This window comes from Desulfosediminicola flagellatus (assembly GCF_005116655.2).
Taxonomy (GTDB): Bacteria; Desulfobacterota; Desulfobulbia; order Desulfobulbales; family Desulfocapsaceae; genus Desulfopila; species Desulfopila flagellata.
The window spans coordinates 5,465,013-5,484,376 of record NZ_CP050698.1 but is presented as its reverse complement, the minus strand read 5'-3'; the positions used below and the strand labels follow the sequence as shown (position 1 = coordinate 5,484,376).

Below are 19,364 nucleotides of genomic sequence, written 5' to 3'. Positions count from 1 at the left end.
AGTAATACAATAGAAAAACGTTATTTAATTGTTGTCGGTAACTATAGCTAGCTCAGACATGACTCGCTAGCCCCGACATGACTCGTTGTTAAAACCGATTTCGATTTAAGGAGAAAAACATGCTCAAAAAGACCGTATTTGCTTCCCTTGCTGTTCTTGCTCTCAGTTCACCTGCATTCGCTATTGAACTGCCTGAAGGTCAAGCTTCTGGGTTCAATACATTGTCCACCGCGTATCCATCAAGCTCTTTCAACACAATTCTTGAAGGTTACGGGCTGAGCCTGCCAGCAGAAAATGTTGCCGAGGTTCCAAAGCCTTATGCTAAAGTTGCAGGTGACAAACCAGTATTTAATAACGTTTTTAAAGCTTATAATCCTGTACAGTATGATGCAATTTTCAAAGCATATGGTCTTAAGCTTTCACCGGAAATGGTTAGTGAGAAACTTGCTATTAGCCATTATGCGACAGTCAAAGACGGTGTGGTAGTATTCGGAGCAGCCAAACTTGCATTCAACGGTGGTGAGTGGGAGAATATCCTTTCTGCTTATGAGCTTGCGAATCCTCCAGCGCCTGCGGTTGTACCTGCAGCAGCTGTTGCGCCAGCTAAGATGGCACCTAAAGATAGCGATGCCGATGGCGTTATTGATGCTAATGATGAATGTCCTGGTACCCCTAAAGGTGTAGTTGTTGATGATCGTGGATGCTGGGCACTTACTGCCGGATTACTTTTTGATTTAGACAGTTCTGAAATCAAAAGCGATTTTATTCCTGCACTTGAGAGAGCAAAGAAAGTTTTTGAGACCAAGCCAGGCCTTAAAGTTCAGGTTGAAGGCCATGCAGACAGCACAGGTGCTGCAGCATACAACCAGAAGCTTTCTGAAAAACGTGCAAATGCTGTTGTTGATTACCTTGTAAACGGTGGAGTGTCTGCTGATCGACTTACTGCTGTTGGCTACGGTGAAGAACGACCTGCTTACACTAATGACACCAAAGCTGGTCGTGCGAAAAACAGAAGAGTGGAGTTTTCTCCTGTAATGTAACACTGCTGGTTTAAGGGTATATCTCTTAATATTGTGTAGCTCAAAAGCTTCTGAGGTGTTTTTTGACACTTCAGGAGCTTTTTTTTTGTTCCCTCCTGCCGCTTGGATACACTATTAGGTGAAGCCGGTACTACCGATGCCTCAGCGGCATGAATTGAACAGGGAAACGATTATTGCATATTATACCAGGATTAAACAACAGAATGATGAGCAGGATATTCTGATAATCTGAGCATATTGGCAAGAGTGCACTAAATACAAGGCAGAGTCCCCCGGAAGAGTTTAATGGAAAATGAGGACCCTGCCCTGCAATAGTTGACCACACGTGTCTGATGAAAACTTTGTAGTTGTAACGTTAAGAAATTTAAAAATCAGGTTGCGTGGTGTTGACAATCAGCCGCAACCGCCGCCTGAGCCCATGCACTCTCCTGAAGCACACGATTTGCGTCTTCCTTTAAGGCCAGCTGTATGACCACCCTCGTATACTGTGGTCAGGGCTTCTTCGATAAAACCTGCGGCTTCGACGGGTTCCACGCCCGATTTCATCAGAATGTCGAGTGGGGTGTCACCTATGCCGCTGATAAGGACTGCACGACAATCGCCGAGAATTTTGGCGAGTTTATGCCAGCGCTTGATGCCTCCTCCAGCGGGGGGTGCATTTCTTTCTGTGACCTTTTTGAGTTCCCCCGATTCCATGGACCATATCTGAAATGATTTTGCCTCACCGAGATGTTGGTTAACCAGAATCCCTTCCTGGCTTGCCACGGCAATGTAGGGCCGTTCTACGCCTTCATGTATTTGAGTTGTTGAACAGTCACTGAGGCAACTGCGGAACTCCTCGGTCCTGTCTTCACCAAGCAATCCAACTGCATCAGCTCGACAACGTGTGCAGTGTCGCATTTGCGGAAGATATTCTTCCGCCTTTTTGCGTAGCTCATGCATGGTCTGTTTATCCGGTTGTTCAATTTTACCAAAGGGTGTGTTGACGTTTGGAAAAAGTGCCATGCAGTTGAACAGGTCTGCACCGAGTTCCTGCATTTTGGCGGCGACCTCTTCAATGTGGTGATCGTTGACGCCCGGGATAACGATACAATTGATTTTTACTGTGATGCCATGTTCTTTAAGCTTCTTAACAGCGTTAAGCTGTCGACCGAGCAGCAGTTTTGCTCCCTGAACTCCACGGTAAACAACATTATTATCACTGACCCATCCATATATTTTACTACCGATTTCAGGATCAACTGCACAGACAGTAATGGTTACATGACTAACCTCAAGATGCGCCAGCTCTTCGATGTAAGGGCCTATGCCCATGCCGTTTGATGATACACAGAGGAGTGTTTCAGGATAGTTTTCACGTATCATTCGGAGCGTTCCCATCGTCTCTTCGGCGTTGGCAAACGGATCGCCGGGGCCGGCAATGCCTGCAACTGTAATGCGAGGTTCTTTTTCGAGGACCTTGTCCATATAGAGCTTTGCCTGCTGCGGGCTGAGAATGGATGATGTGACGCCTGGCCGAGACTCATTGACACAGTCATATTTGCGATCGCAGAAGTTGCACTTGATATTGCATTTTGGTGCTACCGGCAAATGAACACGACCGAATTTACCTTTCGCTTCAGGGTTGAAGCATGGGTGACGATGGAAATCTTTTATTGTGATTTTTTTCATTATTTCGCCTCTTTGATTATGCGATCAGGTAGCCCGTATTAGAGGGCAAACGACAATTGTGTGTCTCTACATGTAGCTGTAGCCTACATCTGAGTCGTCCTGTTTCTTTGCGATCATGGTATTGGTGATGGTGTCAAAGAGCTGCTGGGCACCGTGATATCCTATGTGAAGCAAACGCTGACCGCCAACGCGGTCATGGATCGGGAAGCCGACACGAATAAGCGGGATGTTTTCAGCGCGGCTGAACGTGTATCCTTTCGAGTGGCCGATAAGTATATCGATTTCGAGTTCTGCGGCCCGCTCCTGAATGTCAAAAAAATCGACGTTTTCATGAACTTCCGGCATATCGCAGTCGATTCCTTCCAGAACGTGTTTAATAGACCTTTCGAACTTGCCACTTTTTCCGCCAGATGCGCATAGCACTGGTTTTACACCAATCTCCGCAAGCATTGAGGTGAGTCCGACAACCAGATCTTCTTCGCCATACACGATGGCCCGCTTACCGAAGATATATTTATGGCCATCAACCATGGCATCGATCAGTCTGCCGCGTGCTTTTGCGTATTTCTCTGGCATGGGGCTGCCGCTGGCTTTTTCGAGAGCACTCATGAATGCATCGGTTTCCCGGATACCTATGGGTAGACCGAACCGCTGCAGGGGAACCTCAAACATTTTCTTCAAGCTTGTTCCTGCCGTTTCATCAGGCAGGGTGCTGCCGCACTCAAGGGTAAGGCGTGATGAACCCATTTTCTGGATGTCGGCGATCGGTGTGCCGCCCTTTGGAATAAGCGGGTATTCGTTTAATGCTTCACCATCAAGTGTCTCTGAAATATCAGGAAGTATTGTTGCTGAGATACCGAAATCTTTTACCATTTCTTTGAGATAACGAAGATCTGCTGCGGAGATGAAACCGGGAAGGATATTAATTGTATCCTCACGATTTCCCCCCGTACTTAACTGCTCCACAACAGCTTTCAGGGCTGCATTGAACCCCTCCATATGTGTACCGGAATAGCTTGGGGTGGATACTGAAATTATATACGGGTCGTTAATTCCATTCTGAAACTCTTCCTGATATTCATGAAGGATCATCTTGACATCATCACCTATTGTCTCGGTAAGACAGGTTGTCGCCACACCGATCAGTTGCGGTGCATATTTGGAAATGACGTTATTTAATCCCAGCTTCAGGTTAGCGGAGCCACCGTAAACAGCATGTTTTTCACCGAGAGAAGATGAGGCTATATCGATCGGTTCATTGAAGTGGCTGATAATGTATCTGCGCATATAGGTCGCACAACCCTGAGATCCATGCAGGAAGGGTACTGCACCTTCAATGCCGCGAAAGGCGAGAGATGCGCCTAAGGGTTTGCAGAGTTTACAGGCGTTTGTGGTTGATACATAGTTGGGCATTTTAGACATTTTCAATCCTCCTCAGATCGCCGTGGTACGAATTGCCATACAGGGCTCATAACTGATCCGTAGACTTCACTGGCGAAGTTGAGCATGCCCTCAAAACCGGCAAGCATTTCTTTTCTTTCGTGGTTGTGGTCACAGAATGCGACGCCGAGTTTGTACGCGATTGGGCGTTCTTTGACGCCTCCCACAAAGATGTCGACATCTTTTTCTTTCATGATAGCGGAAAGTTCCAGAGGGTTGGCGTCATCAATAATGATGGTGCCGTCATCTGTTATTTCCTGAAGTTCTTCATAATCTTCGCGGGTACCAGTCTGGGAACCGACCATTACCACATCCATACCTATCAGGCGGAAAGCCTTGACGAGTGAAAAGGCCTTGAACGCACCACCCACATAAATTGCGGCTTTTTTCCCTTTGAGTGCTTTTTTGTACTTTTGCAGTTTAGGCAGCAGGGTTTGGAGTTCTTCCTTTACCAGTTCCCGGGCTTTCTCAAGCATCTCGTCATCTTCGAAGTAGCGTGCAACTTCATAGAGCGATTCAGCCATATCCTCGACACCGAAGTATGAGACCCGAATTGACGGTATGCCGAATTGTTCTTCCATCATATTGGCCAGATCCTGGGTAGCCCCTGAACACTGGACAACGTTGAGCGCCGCACCATGACACCGTTTGATGTCTTCAACACGACCGTCTCCGGTAATGTTGGCAACAACCTCAACACCGATGCGGTTGAAGTATTCGCGGATTAGCCAGATTTCCCCAGCCAGGTTAAAATCCCCAAGAATATTGATACTGCGCTTGGATATCCCGCTTATGTCACCGGTCCCCACGAGTCGCGACATTGCATTACATGCGGCTTGATAACCTGCACGTTTATTGCCTTTAAAGCCTTCGGACATTACGGGTAATACGGGAATGCCTTTTTCTTTTTCCACCCGTTTACATACCGCTTCAAGATCATCGCCAATGAGTCCGACGATACAGGTGGAGTAGACAAAGGCAGCTTTCGGATTATGGCGGTCGATAAGTTCGATAAGGGCTTTATAGAGTTTTGGTTCTCCACCAAAAATGACATCCATTTCCTGAAGATCTGTAGAAAAGGAGAGGCGATGAAGCTCCGGGCCTGACGATAAGGCTCCGCGGATATCCCAGGTATAGACAGCACAGCCGATCGGGCCATGTACCAGATGGACAGCATCTGCGATGGGGTAGAGTACAACCCGTGATCCGCAGAAAACACAGGCCCGCTGACTTACAGCGCCTGCGAGGCTGTCTTTGTCACACTCGATTTCAAAAGGTGTATTTCCTTTTCGATGTATCTGTGCTTCTCGTTCTTTTAAGGCATATGATGGTTGCATAACTCGCTCTGTAAGTTGAGACAGGGTTTAATTGCTATGCCTCTATATGAGCAACCATCGTGCCAATGTTGTATGTGTAATGTAAATGTAGTTAAAACGATTATTTGCGATGGGTGTCGGTTGATTTTTGAAGTTCGGACAATGAAAGGAATGTATGTAGGATGAGTGACAAAAGTGTAGGAATGTAGCAAAAATGTGTATTTTACAAACTGCAGGCTGGTGGGGGAGTTCTTACTGCTACGGTGAGACCTTGACTAATAACTCGTCGATTTTCTAGTAAGATATAACGGAATATGTTGACTTGTGTTTGAAATTGCAACATTCTCAGACTAATCAACCTGGCTGTAGCCTGTGGTGGTTGCGGTCGTTGAATTAATACGCATAGTATGAAGATGGCAACTGCTTGTTTTTATTGTTTTCTTTTATATTACACCGATTTGACATGACTTTTAGGTAAACAGGTCCCGTATGTACACAACATTTTATAATCTCAACTCTAAACCGTTTCAGATATCGTCGGACCCTGCGTTTATCTGGCTTGGTGAGAAACACAAAGAGGCTCTGGCTACGCTGAAATACGGCGTTCTTGATAACAAGGGGTTCATGCTGCTTACCGGAGATGTAGGAACCGGTAAAACTACACTTATCAATACCCTCATTCAGAGCCTTAGTGAAGATATTCTCTATGCTTCAGTGCCTGATCCCCGACTTGAACTCATGGATTTCCTGGAGTATATCGCCAGGGCTTTTAAAATTCAGGGTGAGTTTACCACCAAAGGCAAGTTTCTTTTTCATTTCCAGAATTTTTTAGAGAGAGCCGCTGAACAGGGCAGGAAAGTCCTGCTGCTGATTGATGAATCCCAACTGTTAACACAAGATCTGCTTGAAGAAATTCGCCTCCTTTCCAACATTCAGAAGGACGGTAATAATCTTTTAAATATCTTTTTTGTAGGCCAGGACGAGTTTAACGAAATCCTCGATAGTCCAGAGAACAGAGCTGTTGCCCAACGCCTGACCCTTAACTACCATCTGAATCCTCTGTCAGAAAATGAGACAGCAAACTATATACGTCACAGGTTGCTTGTGGCCGGGACTAAAGAACAGCTTTTTGACGAAGCTGCTGTCCGTGAGATTCAGGCGTATTCAGGAGGTTTTCCCCGTAGAATAAATGTTATTTGTGACCATTGCCTTTTAAATGGTTTTGTCAAAGAGATGAAGGTCATAAATATTGAAATGGTGAAGATGTGTGCAAAAGACCTGAAGCTTGAGCATTACAAATCTATGTCTCGGCAACCTCTCCCGCCACCACGCCCGATACCGCCGCAAATAAAGCTGGATACCACTCACCGGGTGGCACCAAATTCTGGAAAAAAGCGTGCTCCTGGTATTCCTGTAAAGAGTCGCTCTGACTTCTCCTGGTCGAAGGCTGTAATCACTTGTGCAGGGTTGCTGGTGATTTTCTTTTTTCTGTCACCTACAACCTTTGTTGCGAAATATAATGAACTTGGTGTGTATCTGTCATCGGTAAGGGATACGTTGACTGGCGGTAGCAGGCCACCTGTTTCGCTGATCAGCCAGCCAGTTACTGAAGAACAGGTTGAACAGAACGACAATGCAACAATTGAGAAGGTAGAGCCCTCTGATACCATTGAGAAACGGGCTGCTCCGAGCAACCCTGTTGCGGTGGAGGTTGAAAAGGTTGATGCGATTGAAAATTCTGGATTAGTAGTGAATCGTGAGCCTCCGACGTCAGTCATGCCTGTGTCGGTCTCTACAATGGAGAAGACTGGCGTGGCTTTGCAAAGTGCTGTTGCAGAGCAGGAACCGGTATCGGAGTTGGTGCCAGACGCTGGCAATGTGCCGGTTCTGGCGGGAAAGGATGGCAACTCTGCCATTCAGTTTGATGCAGGTGAGTCAGTGGATGAAAAGACAGTCTCTTTTGAGACAAAAGATGATACAGCAGTTGATAACACTGTTGATGATGATCCGCTGGCATTACTTGAACAGAATCCTCCATTACTCAATAAAAAGGTGACAGTCCGATTTGATCCTGGGTCCAGCGATTTTTATTTTGCAGACCTTGAACATGTGGATGGGTTTGTCGAAGCAATAAAACAGCATCCTGATCATGTGGTCTACATCTCAGGGCATACTGATTCATATGGTTCCGAGGTGTATAATTACAAACTTTCCCTGTTCAGGGCGAATATGCTGAAGAGCTTTTTTCTTGGTAAAGGTATTGATGCAGAGCAATTGAAGGTGAGAGGTTTTGGCAGCAGGCAACCTATCGCCTCAAATACAACCCCTGAGGGACGAACCCTCAATAGAAGAGTTGAGATTGATGTTGTGCAGGTTCAGTAAGTATCCAAATAGCCTGTTTTTGAAGTGTATCTGCTTTCGTGTATCCCTTCCTCATTACCCCTTACTCCTCACGCTTCCAGCCTTACTCAATTGTGTCCATGTCTGTGTGGTTGTTCACCATGCGGGTGTGCGTGGCTGTGATTATGCAGATGGTCTTTACCGCATTGTTTGACCTTGCCTGCATTCATTGCATAGATATCATCACAGGTATCGGCGAGAAAATCCCAATCGTGTGAAATTATAATATAGGCCAGGTCTAGATCGCGCAGGATATGTATGAGCTTGTGTCTGGTTTGCGGGTCCAGGTTGTTGGTGGGTTCATCAAGCAATAACGCCTTGGGCTGCATTGCCATGATCGTTGCAAGAGAAACGAGCTTTTTTTCTCCACCTGACAGCTGATGGGTGATGCGCTCGGCAAAATCAGTCAGCCCCAGTCTTTCCAGCGTTTGAAGGGCAATCTCTCTGGCTTCTTTGGGGCTTGCTCCCATATTGAGCGGTCCAAAGGCGATATCTTCAATAACTGTGGGGGAGAAGAGCTGATCATCCGCATCCTGAAAGAGCAGACCTATATCTTTTCGTAAATTCTTGAAATCGTCTTTTCCTCTTACTTCATTACCTTTAAATAGAATGACACCCGAATCCGGCTTGTGCAGCCCCATGATAATATGAAAAAGAGTAGTCTTTCCGCAGCCGTTTGGCCCGATAAGCCCGAGTTTCTGGCCGGAACTGAATGGCATACTAAACTGGTCAAGAATTGGTTGAGATCTATTGGGAAAAGTAAATGAAATGTCCCGAAGTTCAAGGATTGCGGTAGTGCTCATGATCACCTCAGCTGATTAAAAAATAAAGAGTTCTAAAATGCCAAGACCCGCTGCTGTGATGAGCATGGCTGTAACAAAAAACAGATCGGTGGTAGAAATGTGTGTATTGTTAAGGCTATAGAATCGGCCATGGAACCCGCGGAGCATCATTGCCTGGTTAACCCGCTCCGCACGGTGGTAACTCTTGACAAGTGTCATGCCAAAGAGATAGCCGTATGTTCTGTAGGTGTGCATGTTGGTACCGGGTTGAAAACAACGGAGTTGAGCTGCACGTGTTAAACGCTGGAACTCCTGATGGATAACAAATATATACCGGTATGAGAATAAGAGCAGCAGGCAGAGTTTTGTAGGAAATCGCAACTTCCCAAGTCCATGGCCTATATCGGCAATTGTGGAGGTGGCAAGCAGTGCAATGCAGAATATGATTATCGCATTGGTTTTAAGGGTAATCAGGGTTGCGAGGTCAACCCCCTCACGACTTACAGTGAGGGGGCCGAGAGCAATTAATGATTCTCCGGGATATGTCAGTGGCAGGGTGAGCCAGAGAAATAGTGTAAAACTGTTTACTACAAGCAGACGCATAAAAACGGCGCGAAAATTAAGCCTGGCAAAATGTGCAGTTATAATCGAAAATACCAGCCCGATAAGCGCTGTACGCCAATTCTGGCACAGTGCAATGACAAGGGTGACTGTCATTGCGCTTACCAGTTTAATTCTGGTGTCTGTTGTATGAAGCAGAGATGTTCCCTGGCTGAACCGTTCAAATATCACTTGGCTGTATACTCATCAAGATAGATCCACAGGACAGCGCCAAGCTCAACGCCTTTCTCTTCTCCCTGCGGGTTTTTGAGTGTGTAATCGGCTTCATTGAGTGCTGAAAATCCCCACCAGCCCGGTTTCGGGCAGGTGAAGCTGAATATACCTCTTTCGTCAGCCTTGACTACCTGGGTTATATGATAGTCGCTTGGAGCTGTGTATGTGCCTGCCTGATTGTAAAGTTCGACCTCAACCTCTGCAAAGGGGACGGGGTTGCCGTTTAGCAGCACTTTTCCGGTAAACGAGTTACCAGCGTAATTGCCGAATGGCCTGAGCTGAGGGATTATCTCAGTGGGTAATCCTGCGGGGGTATCCCAGCCCTGATCGTCACCAAATGCTGCGACGATGGTTTTAGTATAGTGGATGATTGATACATCTTCGGCCGGCTCCCAGTAAGGTTTGGGCTCCATGGCGAAGTGATAGACGCCGGGGCGCTTAAACCGGAAGGTGGTTTTCCAGCCTGTATGGTCCATGATCGAAGCTTTTTGCAAGGTCGGGAGCAGGTCAGTTTTCGTGTTGTCTGTAACAACAAAAAATGCTGCCGGACTTTCCATAGTCATACCAATCAGCTCAAACGGATGTGAAAAAGAAAGGTTTAGCTCAACCTGTTTCTGCTGCTGGTCAACGATATTACTGGAAGGGATAACCATGCCGAAATGGGCACTGGCCTGTCCGGCTAATGCAAAAAAGAGTAAAGCCAAACTATTACAAAAGAATACCTTTCGAATCATTTCCTGCCTCCTTTTCTTGCTTGCATGTATGCTGCCATTCCGAGGAGGCCAATGATATAGCCGATGCCTCCAAGAATATCCTTGAGAGAGGTTTTTTGTTCTCTACTTTCAGCAAGCATACGCTTAATGGGGGAGAGTTGTTTTGCAACAGACTCATCAATTATCAGCCGAAGCTGTTCACTATTTATTACACTGTATTCAGGTGAGGATAGTGGTGGGGTCGTATCCGTTGGAACCACCTCCGGGCTCGTAACTGTATTCACAGTTGTTTGTGCAGTCGTTGATGTCTGCACATCAGGCAGGTAGTCTGCGGCTTCAAGAAGCCATGAGTTTCGGTGTCCTTCCCCCACATTGACGATAATTTCCAGGTCGATGTGCTGTTCTCTGGCGAGTTCTGGAACCGGAAATGAAAATTTCCCGGTTGCATCAGTTCTGGTGGTCAGCAGTTGCTCGCCTGAGGCGGGATTCTCTACAAGTATTTCAACGTCTTTGGGAGATCTACCTCCACTGAAGGCAGTCTCGCCAATGATTGTGCCATTTTCTTCGTAAGCGAAAATACGAACTTTATGGGCAAAGGCTATGCTGCTGGTGAGCAGAATAACAAGCAGGGATATGAGGATCGATTGACGAATCATTGTTTTTTTCCCTCCAGCATTTCAGGAAGAACACGGGCAAGGAAAGAGACCGTAAACATGGTCACAAATCCTTCTATGAACATTACCGGCAGATGAGCAATTACTGATACCTGCGCTGCACGCATAAAGCCAATATCCGAGAGCGCAAGGGAGATTGCCATGAATATCGCTGCGAGAAATATTGCCAGGAAACCTCCGGCAAAACCGGCTATCGCCCGGGTTTTTGGTTTAGCCAGCCAGGGACGGACAAGGTAGAAGCAGATAAGGGCTGCGGCTGCCATATTAAAACAATTCACGCCAATAACCGTAATTCCACCAAATTGAAAAAAAACAGCCTGTAGCAGTAGGGCCACGAGGATGGCTGGGAAGCAGGCCCAGCCGAGCACCACTCCGAGAAGGCCGTTTAATACCAGGTGTACACTGCTCGGGCCTATTGGCACATGAATCAGAGAGGCTACAAAAAATGAAGCTGTCAGGATTGCGACCACCATAACGCGGTCGTAATCAAGTGACTTAAGGCCAATGGCTGTACCCACTGCTGTGAGCACACCTCCACCTATAAGCACGGGTGCCGATAATACGCCTTCAGATATATGCATGGGCTGAATCTTCCGGTAATTGACTTGAGAGAGAGTTACGGTTCAGGGATGTCGAAACAGGTGATATAAACGGGAGGAAAGATGAGCAGCAAACAGGTAGGCAGAGCAGGGCAACAGGACGCTTCCTGACTCGTATTATGTTCAGCATACAGCTACCATACGTCATCTTCATGGTGGTTATCCCTTTTAGATTTGTTTCGGTAACACTTTTTTGAAATGTGTATTACAGAACCACTTTTGCTAATCACTGTCAAGCATATTTAGCGCACTAACCAATGATGCGGTAAAGGCGGGGATAATGATGTGAAATGTAGAATCTTGATGAGGTTAAGGTGTCGTTAGTTTGAGTTAATATTTGTCGATCTACGCTCAAATGCTTACACTCTTGGTGTACATTCAACACCAAAAAAGCAGGAGGCTATTCATGTCGGTATTGTCAAAAGATTCAAATGCAAAAATGATTCTCACCGTAAAATACAGCAACAATTCTGCAACGCATATCGATCACTATTACTGTGGATCAGTTAATCTCTGGCGCGATGCTTTCACTCCTGTTCAGCAGGAGGCTTTACTCGGGATGGAAACAGGAGAGAGTCGTGTAGTAATTGAGAACGAGCTTGCCTGTTATGATAGTTCGAAAGTATTCAGAATCGGTCGTAATAAATGGCAGCCGGAGCGTGTCTCCAGAGCGGCCTCGGAGTATCAACCACGGGTGGGGCGCTGGTATCCACAAGGATTTGTTACCGGAGTAGGAATGATCTTTAAGGAGACGCTGGCACCGATGCTGATTTCAGCAATCGAAAGTGATGAGATCGTCATTGATTGTAATCATCCATTGGCCGGACATAGTGTGGATGCCAGTGTGAAACTTGAAGAGCTTTCCTCAAAAAATACGGAGCGGGGTGGAAGATGCGCAGGCTGGCTTGAAGATGCAGTTGCCGATGGGCCGGGTATGCAGATTCTACGCGCAGGTGTGGACCCTGATTACGAAGATGAGAACGCCTGTTTAAGAGCCGATGAAACTGTTGATACGACTTTTTACTCTACCAGTCGGATGGTAAATCATATCGATAAGCAAGCGCGAAAGCACCTGTTAGACAGCACGACAGCAATGGTTGATCCGGGGATGAAGGTGCTTGATTTGATGAGTAGTATGGAATCTCATCTTCCCATAGGTTTGAATGTAACAGGTCTGGGAATGAATGATGAGGAAATGCGTGGAAATCCGGCTCTGTCTGAGTATGTGCTTCACGACTTAAACAGCAACCCGAAAGTACCTTTTGCAGATGAAACATTTGATTGTATATGCTGTCATCTTTCCATCGAATATCTGCTCTGCCCGGCTCAGGTGATGGCAGAACTTGCACGAGTGTTGAGGCCTGAAGGTAAAATACTCATCAGTTTTTCAAATAGATGGTTTCCGCAGAAGGTTGTCAGGATCTGGCAAATGTTACACGAGTTTGAACGGATGAGATATGTGGTGGCAAAACTGGCAAATCATTTTACCGGATTTACCACAACCACATTTCGAAACTGGCCGCGCCCTGAAGATGACCCACACTATTTTGAAATTGATTCGAGTGATCCGCTGTATATTGTGACAGCGGGTAAGAGGTAATTGACTGGCTTGACTGAGAATGCGGCAATCCAATACATGGCGTAACATAGACGTTACTTTTTCGGTACAGTATCGATAACTGAAAATTGCCATTATTGATGCCGAACCAAAGTCGGCAAAGCTTTGTATCGTCTTTGGATTCATGATGTGGTTATGCAACCATAAAACTGTAGTCTATCTTTCCTTTCAGGTGCTTGCCAAAAATCACCAGGATAGCATCAGGAGACAGATTCGATGTAATGGTCTGTTTTATCCTGAACAATTCACCAGTCTCTTCGTGTAGCTTTTCTTGAAATAGTTCATTTGAATTTCCACTCCATGCAAATACCACCTTTCCGCTTGCTGCAGTCGTGAATGATTGTTGTTGAAGTATCAGTAATATGGATAAAAAATAACAATCGCACGAATTTTCTATAGCTGTTTTTCAAGTCTATTCGGGAGTAGTTGTGTTGCAATACGTTTCAGCAGTGTTGGAGAAAATAGTATAATCAGCCATATATGCCATATATAGCTCAACAGCTATTCTTTAACAGATATACATCGGAAGTCTGAATCCCCATCTGATGACAACACTTCAATTGTCCCATTAATTAATTCCTGATACATCAATTAGTTATATGTTGTGGATGAATTAAATTCGCCATTTTTATGATGTGCTGAAGAGTGCTGTAAAATGTAGACCTTTGTCGTAAATATCCTTGATATCATTAGAAGTATTGTGCTTTTCTCTGAATTGTTTAAATTGGAGCATGTCGGGCAAGTAGCTGTAATGGAATAACAAAACAGTAATATGTTCGTTAACTTGCTGTAATTAATGGATATTAGCAGAGGCGTGGGCGGGATGAGAATAGTCAGGGGGCTGGTGCGAAAAATTGCTGTTATTGCAACGGCATATGTCGCAGGTGTTTTTTTGATATTGGGAGTGTACACCGGAATAGCCGAGTGTAATGGTCTGGATTACTCATATACCTTTGTCTATACATTTTGTCCTGTATTGAAGATAAAAGATTCTGGTAACATAATCTTGCCTGAACCACATGGTGATGGCGATTATGATACTCCGGCCGGAAGTTATGGGCCTGTTGTTGTTATTGATGAGTTGTGTTGGGAGGACACGACGTTTGTGGAGCATGAAATAGTTCATGCACGTCAGAGATATCGTCTGTTCTTTATTGGATTTCAGTTGCTATATACCTATAGCGAGAGAGATCGGATTTATTTCGAATATGAAGCGTTTAAGGCTGAGAATAGACTTGTAAGTGATGAAGAAATTGCACTTCAGCTCAGTCTTGAAGTTTACGGTAATGGGTTGAGTAGAGAACAGATCCTTGTAGTGATTAATAGTTACAGGACTGAGCAGTTAAAGACCTGATAACGCAGATGTTAACGTGTTCAGTACATAAAGCAAACAGGAAGGGCAATGTGCTCCCCTTCCCGTATGTCCTATTGTATACGTCTATTTTTAAACGTGCAATTTTAGAGAACCAGCATTTGCTGCAACACTTTATAGTCAGTTTTTCCCGTTCCCAGTACAGGGATTGAATCAATCTGTACCAGTCTGCGGATATTATGCAGGGCTGAAAGCCCGGCATTTTTAAGCACTTTGTTGATTTTCTTCCGATCAAGATTTTCAGTAGTGAAAAGCACTATCTCCGGGTGGCTTTCAGTCTGAGTAGCTTCAACAGCCAGGATCGGGCCTGATTCACTCTGTTGATGTATTTCTTTCAGTAAGGTGGATTCGATGGCTGGTAGGGAAATCATTTCGCCGGCTATCTTGATGAACCGCTTTTTTCTGCCGCAGAATATCAGGTGACCGTCACTGTCAAGCCGAACATAATCGCCGGTTTGGTACCAGAGTTCACCTTCAAATTCACAAAACCCTTTCCCCGCATTACTATTAAGATAACCGCTGAAGATACTTTTCCCTTTTACCAGAAGTAACCCCTGCTCTCCCGGTTCTACTCGCACTGCTAGATCGTTACTGACTATAGCGTGTTCGATTGAAGGGAGAATACGGCCAATGGTTCCCGGGCGCGCTTCGCCCGGAAGGTTGATGCTCACCAACGGTGAACATTCGGTAATACCATACCCTTCGCAGAGTTCGGCATCGGGCACAGTCTGCGCAAGGTTTTCAAGAACATATTCAGGGCACTTTTCTGCACCGGTAAAGGCAAGGCGAAGGCTCTGTAACTGTTCTGATTCTCCAGCCTGGAGGATGCCGTTCAAAAAGGTCGGGGTCGCGACAACCATGGTCACCTTATATTTATCGATGATGCCCGCCATGATTCCCGGTTCGGTAGGGTTGGCATGGTAAACAGTACGGAGTCCAAGGCAGAGGGGCATAATCATCGTCCCAACCAGTCCAAGTGAATGGAATGGCGGTAACATGCCGAGCAGTCGTGTGTCATCGTTGAAATTCAACATCGTAGAAAAATCGCGAAGATTGGTCAAAATGTTACTATGGCTAAGCGGCACTGCTTTAGGTTTTGATTCAGATCCGCTGGTGAAAAGAATTGCGGCCGTTTCAGGTACAGTTGCGGATTGCAGTTTTCGGATTCTATAAAAAGACTGTAACAGTGCAGAAATTTTCTTAAATTTGCCAATATTTGCCACGACCTCATCAAGATATATCCAGTCTACAGAGAGCTGCTTCAGGCTGATATCTTGCTGTTCTTCAATTTTAGTACAAAGCGGTCCGGCGGTAATAATGGCATCTACACCAGTTTCCTTTATGCCATGCTCCATATTGGTAATGCCCACAGTCCAGTTGAACATAACCGGTGTTTTGCCGCTAAAGAGTGCTGCCAGATAAACAATTGCCGAGGAGACTGACGCAGGGAGCATTATCCCGACCCTGTCACCCTGAATTGTATTCATAGTTGGCATGAGGGCGAAAATTGCAGTGGTTAGCTGCCTGTAACTTTTTGTGCCGCTAATACGATCTGCCAACACTATCTTGCCTGGGGTCTTCTTAACCTGATGGAGGAAAACATCAGTTATTGTATTGGCATCGTGAAATGTAAGGGTTTTACCTGTGCTGTTAAACCACTTCTCAGTAGGTGGAAGTATGTCAACGCCATGAGGGTTGAGTAGTTGTCCGCCTGCAGCAAGGATGCAGTCATTGACAGTGTCGAGTACTGCCGGATCTTCTATCGGATGGCCAAATTCACTTTCCAGCCAGCTTGCCAATTCCATAATGGTAAGACTGTCCAGGCCGAGATCGTTGGCTAAACGCTGATCAGCTTCAGGTTGCTGGCCTGTGAGTTTTTCAATCCTGCCCACAACCTGATTCTTGAGGGATGCCGGTAAAGAAATTGAGGCGTTAGTGTTTTTGGGGAGTTGAGCTTCCGGGAGTGGTTGCGGGGTAGAGCCCTGCCACCAGTAATATGGAGTGTGAGTTCTCACTACAGGTTTTTCATTGTAATAATCTTCGAGATATCGATTGATACGGGTGCGCTCATTCAAACTTTTTATGCTATTGTCAGCCTTGATTTGCACCTTTACTATTCTTTTAGGACCAAAAAACAACCCATTACACATCAGGGCTTTCATATAATGAATAAGCTGGCGGGTGAGCGTCGGAGCTTTTCCGGATGCACAGCTGAAGCTACTGCCCCAGAGGCCGGTAGTGCGGACGAGAACAACCTGTACATCCGGAACATTCTGCAGGATAAACTCAACACCTGAATTTCCTGCAAGATCTTCCCTGGCGCTGCGGTTCAGTCGACCGGAAGGATAGAATAACATATTTTCACCCTTTTTGAGCGCGTTCACAACCTGGTCCATAGCCTTATGGACAGAGGCTTTGGTATCGCGTCCGCGTTTCGCTGCCTCCGGGATGAGGATGGGGTTGACCATACGCATAATCTGGCGAACAAATGGCTTGTTCACCTGTTCGGCGGCCGAGAGTGGACGCGGAGAAAACCGGTCGTGCAGAGTTGACATAACAATTACCGGGTCGATAAGTGCCGGGTGATTTGGAAGAAAGAGGATTCCTTTGTTTTCATTAAGTTGCAGCTCATCAAGCCCCTGTACTTCAATGGAATACCTCAGCGATAACATCATGCGCAGAGCTTTGCCTAAAAAGGATGTTTTTGATGTTGTATCGCGGGGAATAATCACGAAAAACACACACGAAGTAACGAGAGTAAAAAGGGCGAGAAGAGTCATGAATGTTGAAGGCATCATATGAGGCTCCAAAAGGTTGTAAATTGATCCTGAAAGAAGAATAGCTGAGAATGAACTAAAACCGGCAGCCGCCAGTACGCGACCTTTCTCAGATTTGTCCGGACGAATTTGAAGCAGACTGGTGACAGGGATAAGAAACAGGCCACCCGAGATTCCTGCCATAGCAAGCGATGCACCAAGCCACCAAAAACGGATTGCTTCGGGCAACGTGCTTGTCATCCCGGCAAGAAACAGCCCTGTGGTGATTCCAAAAGCTGAACGGGTGAGATATCTGGACCAGTATTCATTACGTACCAGTTTTGCAGCAAGGAAAGAACCGACACAAACCCCGAGCATCAGGCAGACCGAAAGAAGACTGGTCATGCTCTGACTAAAGCCAAACTGCTGAATCCCGATGGCGTTGATAACGAGAACCGTGATAGAAGCGATAAAGTAAAAAAACGTATCTGCAATAATGGCTAAAAACAGATGCTTATCCTTACAAATGTCTCGTAGGTCCAGTATTGAATTGATAGGCCCAAGCCATGGAAATGGTTTGGTTTGATCTGCTCGTCGGGAAGGTTCGCTACCCATTCCGAGGCTGGCTAAAAATCCACCTATTGCTACTAAAATAACAGTTGCTGCGACAAGCAAGACACCAAAAGGAATGTCACCGCTCTTGAACCAGTTTTGATCAAGAGAAATACCCGCAGTGGCAATACCGGCAAGAATTGCCAACGTTGTGGTTAGTTTCAAAATCGCATTGATTCGTGGAACAGATTCAGCCGGATATTGTTCCGGTATCGAGCCGTTAAGAGAAGGGCTGAAAAATGTGGACTGTAAGCCCATGCCAAATACCATGGCAAGGATACATGGCCAACTGCCGGCTAAGAGTCCATAGGCACCAATAGCCATTGCCACGACTTCAAGCCCTTTTGAGAACACAACAACCTTCTTTTTGGCAAAGCGATCAGCGCACCAGCCGCCATGTGCTGAAAATAGAATAAACGGAAGGGCGAAGAGTATTGCTGCCCAGCCCTGAAGCTGATTCAACCCTGCAGCAACCGCAAGAAGCATCGCCGCCTGCTTAAAGTAATTATCGTTAAAAACCCCAAGACAGTAGCTGGCTGCCATGGCAGGAAGAGAGTGTTTTTTATTCTGAGTGTTCATCTTCTGTGTGCTCCTTATAAAATACCGTAAGAGAGGTTTTACTGGTCGTTTTTAGTGTTGGAAGGTTCCGGTACTCAGGAAATGCGAAACGTGTTTAAGAACTTGTGGGTCAGTCATGATGAAGGTGTGTCCAACATCAAGTACGAGATGATCGGTCATCTCAGGCAGCATTGTGCTGGCAACGGATACTTTGCCGTCGTCTAACCCGTTAATAAAACACGAAGACAGCGGATTGAGTGATGAGGTTCCTGCGATAACGCCAATCTCTTGAGATAGTGCGGGGAGGCGATTTGGCAGAGAATTTTCGTTGGTTGAAAGTTGCTGTGCTGCAGGTCCGAGTGCAGACCTAAAGAGTGAGTAATCGCCAAATTCGTCTATAATCTCACTTCCCCCGTTTGGCGGGGCGAGCATTACGATTTTTTTAACTGATTCTTCACTATGAGTAGAAAGGTAATGGCGAACAAGTATCCCACCCATAGAGTGGGTGACGAAGTGTAAGGTGGTGCTGTTTGCTTTAGCTTTTTCGATAGCGGGTGCCAGATAGTTTTTAGTCAGATGTTCAATATCAAATCGGGTTGATGGGTAATCAAGATTCACAACTGTGTAGCCTTGAGCGGTGAGAGAACGTTCTAATGTGCGCATTGATCTGCTGGTTCGACCAAGTCCATGAATAAGAATGATTGTTTGATCGGTCGTGCGGATTGTTTCAGAATTGTCTGCTGAGGCAATGGCAAATGGTGAAGAATTCATTGTCATGAAAATGGTTAACGCGGCAAAGAGTGTTTGTTGCAGTCTGGATTGTTGATAGAATTTCATGCTCGTTCTCCTGTAGATAATGAGATTAACTGACAGAATAAAAGCATGAAGTATGCCAAAGATGTTTGCTGTATTTAGTTACCTGTAAATACAGGTAAAAATAAAAATATGCCAGAGGGGTTATGAATGTATGTTTTAGTCC

The 19,364-nt window shown here is 45.8% G+C and carries 14 protein-coding genes; 4 read left to right on the top strand and 10 right to left on the bottom strand.

Annotated features, from left to right (window positions below):
• The first annotated feature begins 119 nt into the window (after nucleotides 1-119).
• Nucleotides 120-1,040, top strand: a complete 921-nt coding sequence (locus tag FCL46_RS22675) for an OmpA family protein (protein ID WP_136809400.1) — start codon at nucleotides 120-122, stop codon at nucleotides 1,038-1,040.
• Between the two features lie 393 nt (nucleotides 1,041-1,433).
• Here the strand turns inward: FCL46_RS22675 and FCL46_RS22670 are convergent, their stop codons facing one another.
• The 3 genes from FCL46_RS22670 to nifE form a co-directional block, all read right to left on the bottom strand.
• Nucleotides 1,434-2,711, bottom strand: a complete 1,278-nt coding sequence (locus FCL46_RS22670) for a radical SAM protein (RefSeq protein WP_136809399.1) — start codon at nucleotides 2,709-2,711, stop codon at nucleotides 1,434-1,436.
• A gap of 66 nt (nucleotides 2,712-2,777) precedes the next feature.
• Nucleotides 2,778-4,133, bottom strand: a complete 1,356-nt coding sequence (locus FCL46_RS22665) for a nitrogenase component 1 (RefSeq protein WP_136809398.1) — start codon at nucleotides 4,131-4,133, stop codon at nucleotides 2,778-2,780.
• A gap of 2 nt (nucleotides 4,134-4,135) precedes the next feature.
• Nucleotides 4,136-5,488: a nitrogenase iron-molybdenum cofactor biosynthesis protein NifE gene (gene nifE / locus FCL46_RS22660; protein ID WP_136809397.1), complete on the bottom strand. Its 1,353-nt coding sequence runs from the start codon at nucleotides 5,486-5,488 to the stop codon at nucleotides 4,136-4,138.
• Between the two features lie 468 nt (nucleotides 5,489-5,956).
• On the opposite strand from nifE, the gene FCL46_RS22655 reads away from it, so the two are divergent.
• Entirely contained in the window at nucleotides 5,957-7,849 is a 1,893-nt protein-coding gene (locus FCL46_RS22655) for an AAA family ATPase (protein WP_136809396.1), read from the top strand.
• Nucleotides 7,850-7,935: 86 nt separating this feature from the next.
• Here the strand turns inward: FCL46_RS22655 and FCL46_RS22650 are convergent, their stop codons facing one another.
• Genes FCL46_RS22650 through cbiM form a run of 5 tightly spaced genes read right to left on the bottom strand, consistent with a single transcriptional unit; the run spans nucleotide 7,936 to nucleotide 11,451 of the window.
• On the bottom strand, nucleotides 7,936-8,670 hold the full coding sequence (locus tag FCL46_RS22650) for an energy-coupling factor ABC transporter ATP-binding protein (protein ID WP_136809395.1): 735 nt from the start codon (nucleotides 8,668-8,670) through the stop codon (nucleotides 7,936-7,938).
• A 15-nt stretch (nucleotides 8,671-8,685) separates the two neighbouring features.
• Complete coding sequence (gene cbiQ, locus FCL46_RS22645) at nucleotides 8,686-9,441, bottom strand: cobalt ECF transporter T component CbiQ (RefSeq protein WP_136809394.1); 756 nt, start codon at nucleotides 9,439-9,441, stop codon at nucleotides 8,686-8,688.
• Nucleotides 9,438-10,217 carry a DUF4198 domain-containing protein gene (locus FCL46_RS22640; RefSeq protein WP_176371621.1) on the bottom strand — a complete coding sequence of 260 codons (780 nt, stop codon included), beginning with the start codon at nucleotides 10,215-10,217 and terminating at the stop codon, nucleotides 9,438-9,440. The genes cbiQ and FCL46_RS22640 overlap by 4 nt, the downstream gene beginning before the upstream one ends.
• Nucleotides 10,214-10,852 (bottom strand): hypothetical protein, encoded by a 639-nt coding sequence (locus FCL46_RS22635; protein ID WP_136809393.1) that lies wholly within the window; start codon nucleotides 10,850-10,852, stop codon nucleotides 10,214-10,216. Before FCL46_RS22635 ends, FCL46_RS22640 begins: the two co-directional genes overlap by 4 nt.
• Nucleotides 10,849-11,451, bottom strand: a complete 603-nt coding sequence (gene cbiM / locus FCL46_RS22630; RefSeq protein ID WP_136809392.1) for a cobalt transporter CbiM — start codon at nucleotides 11,449-11,451, stop codon at nucleotides 10,849-10,851. The genes FCL46_RS22635 and cbiM overlap by 4 nt, the downstream gene beginning before the upstream one ends.
• 424 nt (nucleotides 11,452-11,875) lie before the next feature.
• Between cbiM and FCL46_RS22625 the strand changes: the two genes are divergently transcribed.
• Together FCL46_RS22625 and FCL46_RS22620 are read left to right on the top strand one after the other, a co-directional pair.
• Nucleotides 11,876-13,069 carry a methyltransferase domain-containing protein gene (locus tag FCL46_RS22625; protein WP_167506001.1) on the top strand — a complete coding sequence of 398 codons (1,194 nt, stop codon included), beginning with the start codon at nucleotides 11,876-11,878 and terminating at the stop codon, nucleotides 13,067-13,069.
• Nucleotides 13,070-13,883: 814 nt separating this feature from the next.
• A complete protein-coding gene (locus tag FCL46_RS22620) occupies nucleotides 13,884-14,441 on the top strand; it encodes a hypothetical protein (RefSeq protein ID WP_136809390.1) in 558 nt (185 codons plus the stop codon).
• Between the two features lie 104 nt (nucleotides 14,442-14,545).
• On the opposite strand, the gene FCL46_RS22615 is transcribed toward FCL46_RS22620, so the two are convergent.
• Complete coding sequence (locus FCL46_RS22615) at nucleotides 14,546-18,406, bottom strand: MFS transporter (protein ID WP_136809389.1); 3,861 nt, start codon at nucleotides 18,404-18,406, stop codon at nucleotides 14,546-14,548.
• A 51-nt stretch (nucleotides 18,407-18,457) separates the two neighbouring features.
• Entirely contained in the window at nucleotides 18,458-19,222 is a 765-nt protein-coding gene (locus FCL46_RS22610) for an alpha/beta hydrolase (protein WP_217909498.1), read from the bottom strand.
• Between the last annotated feature and the right edge of the window lie 142 nt (nucleotides 19,223-19,364).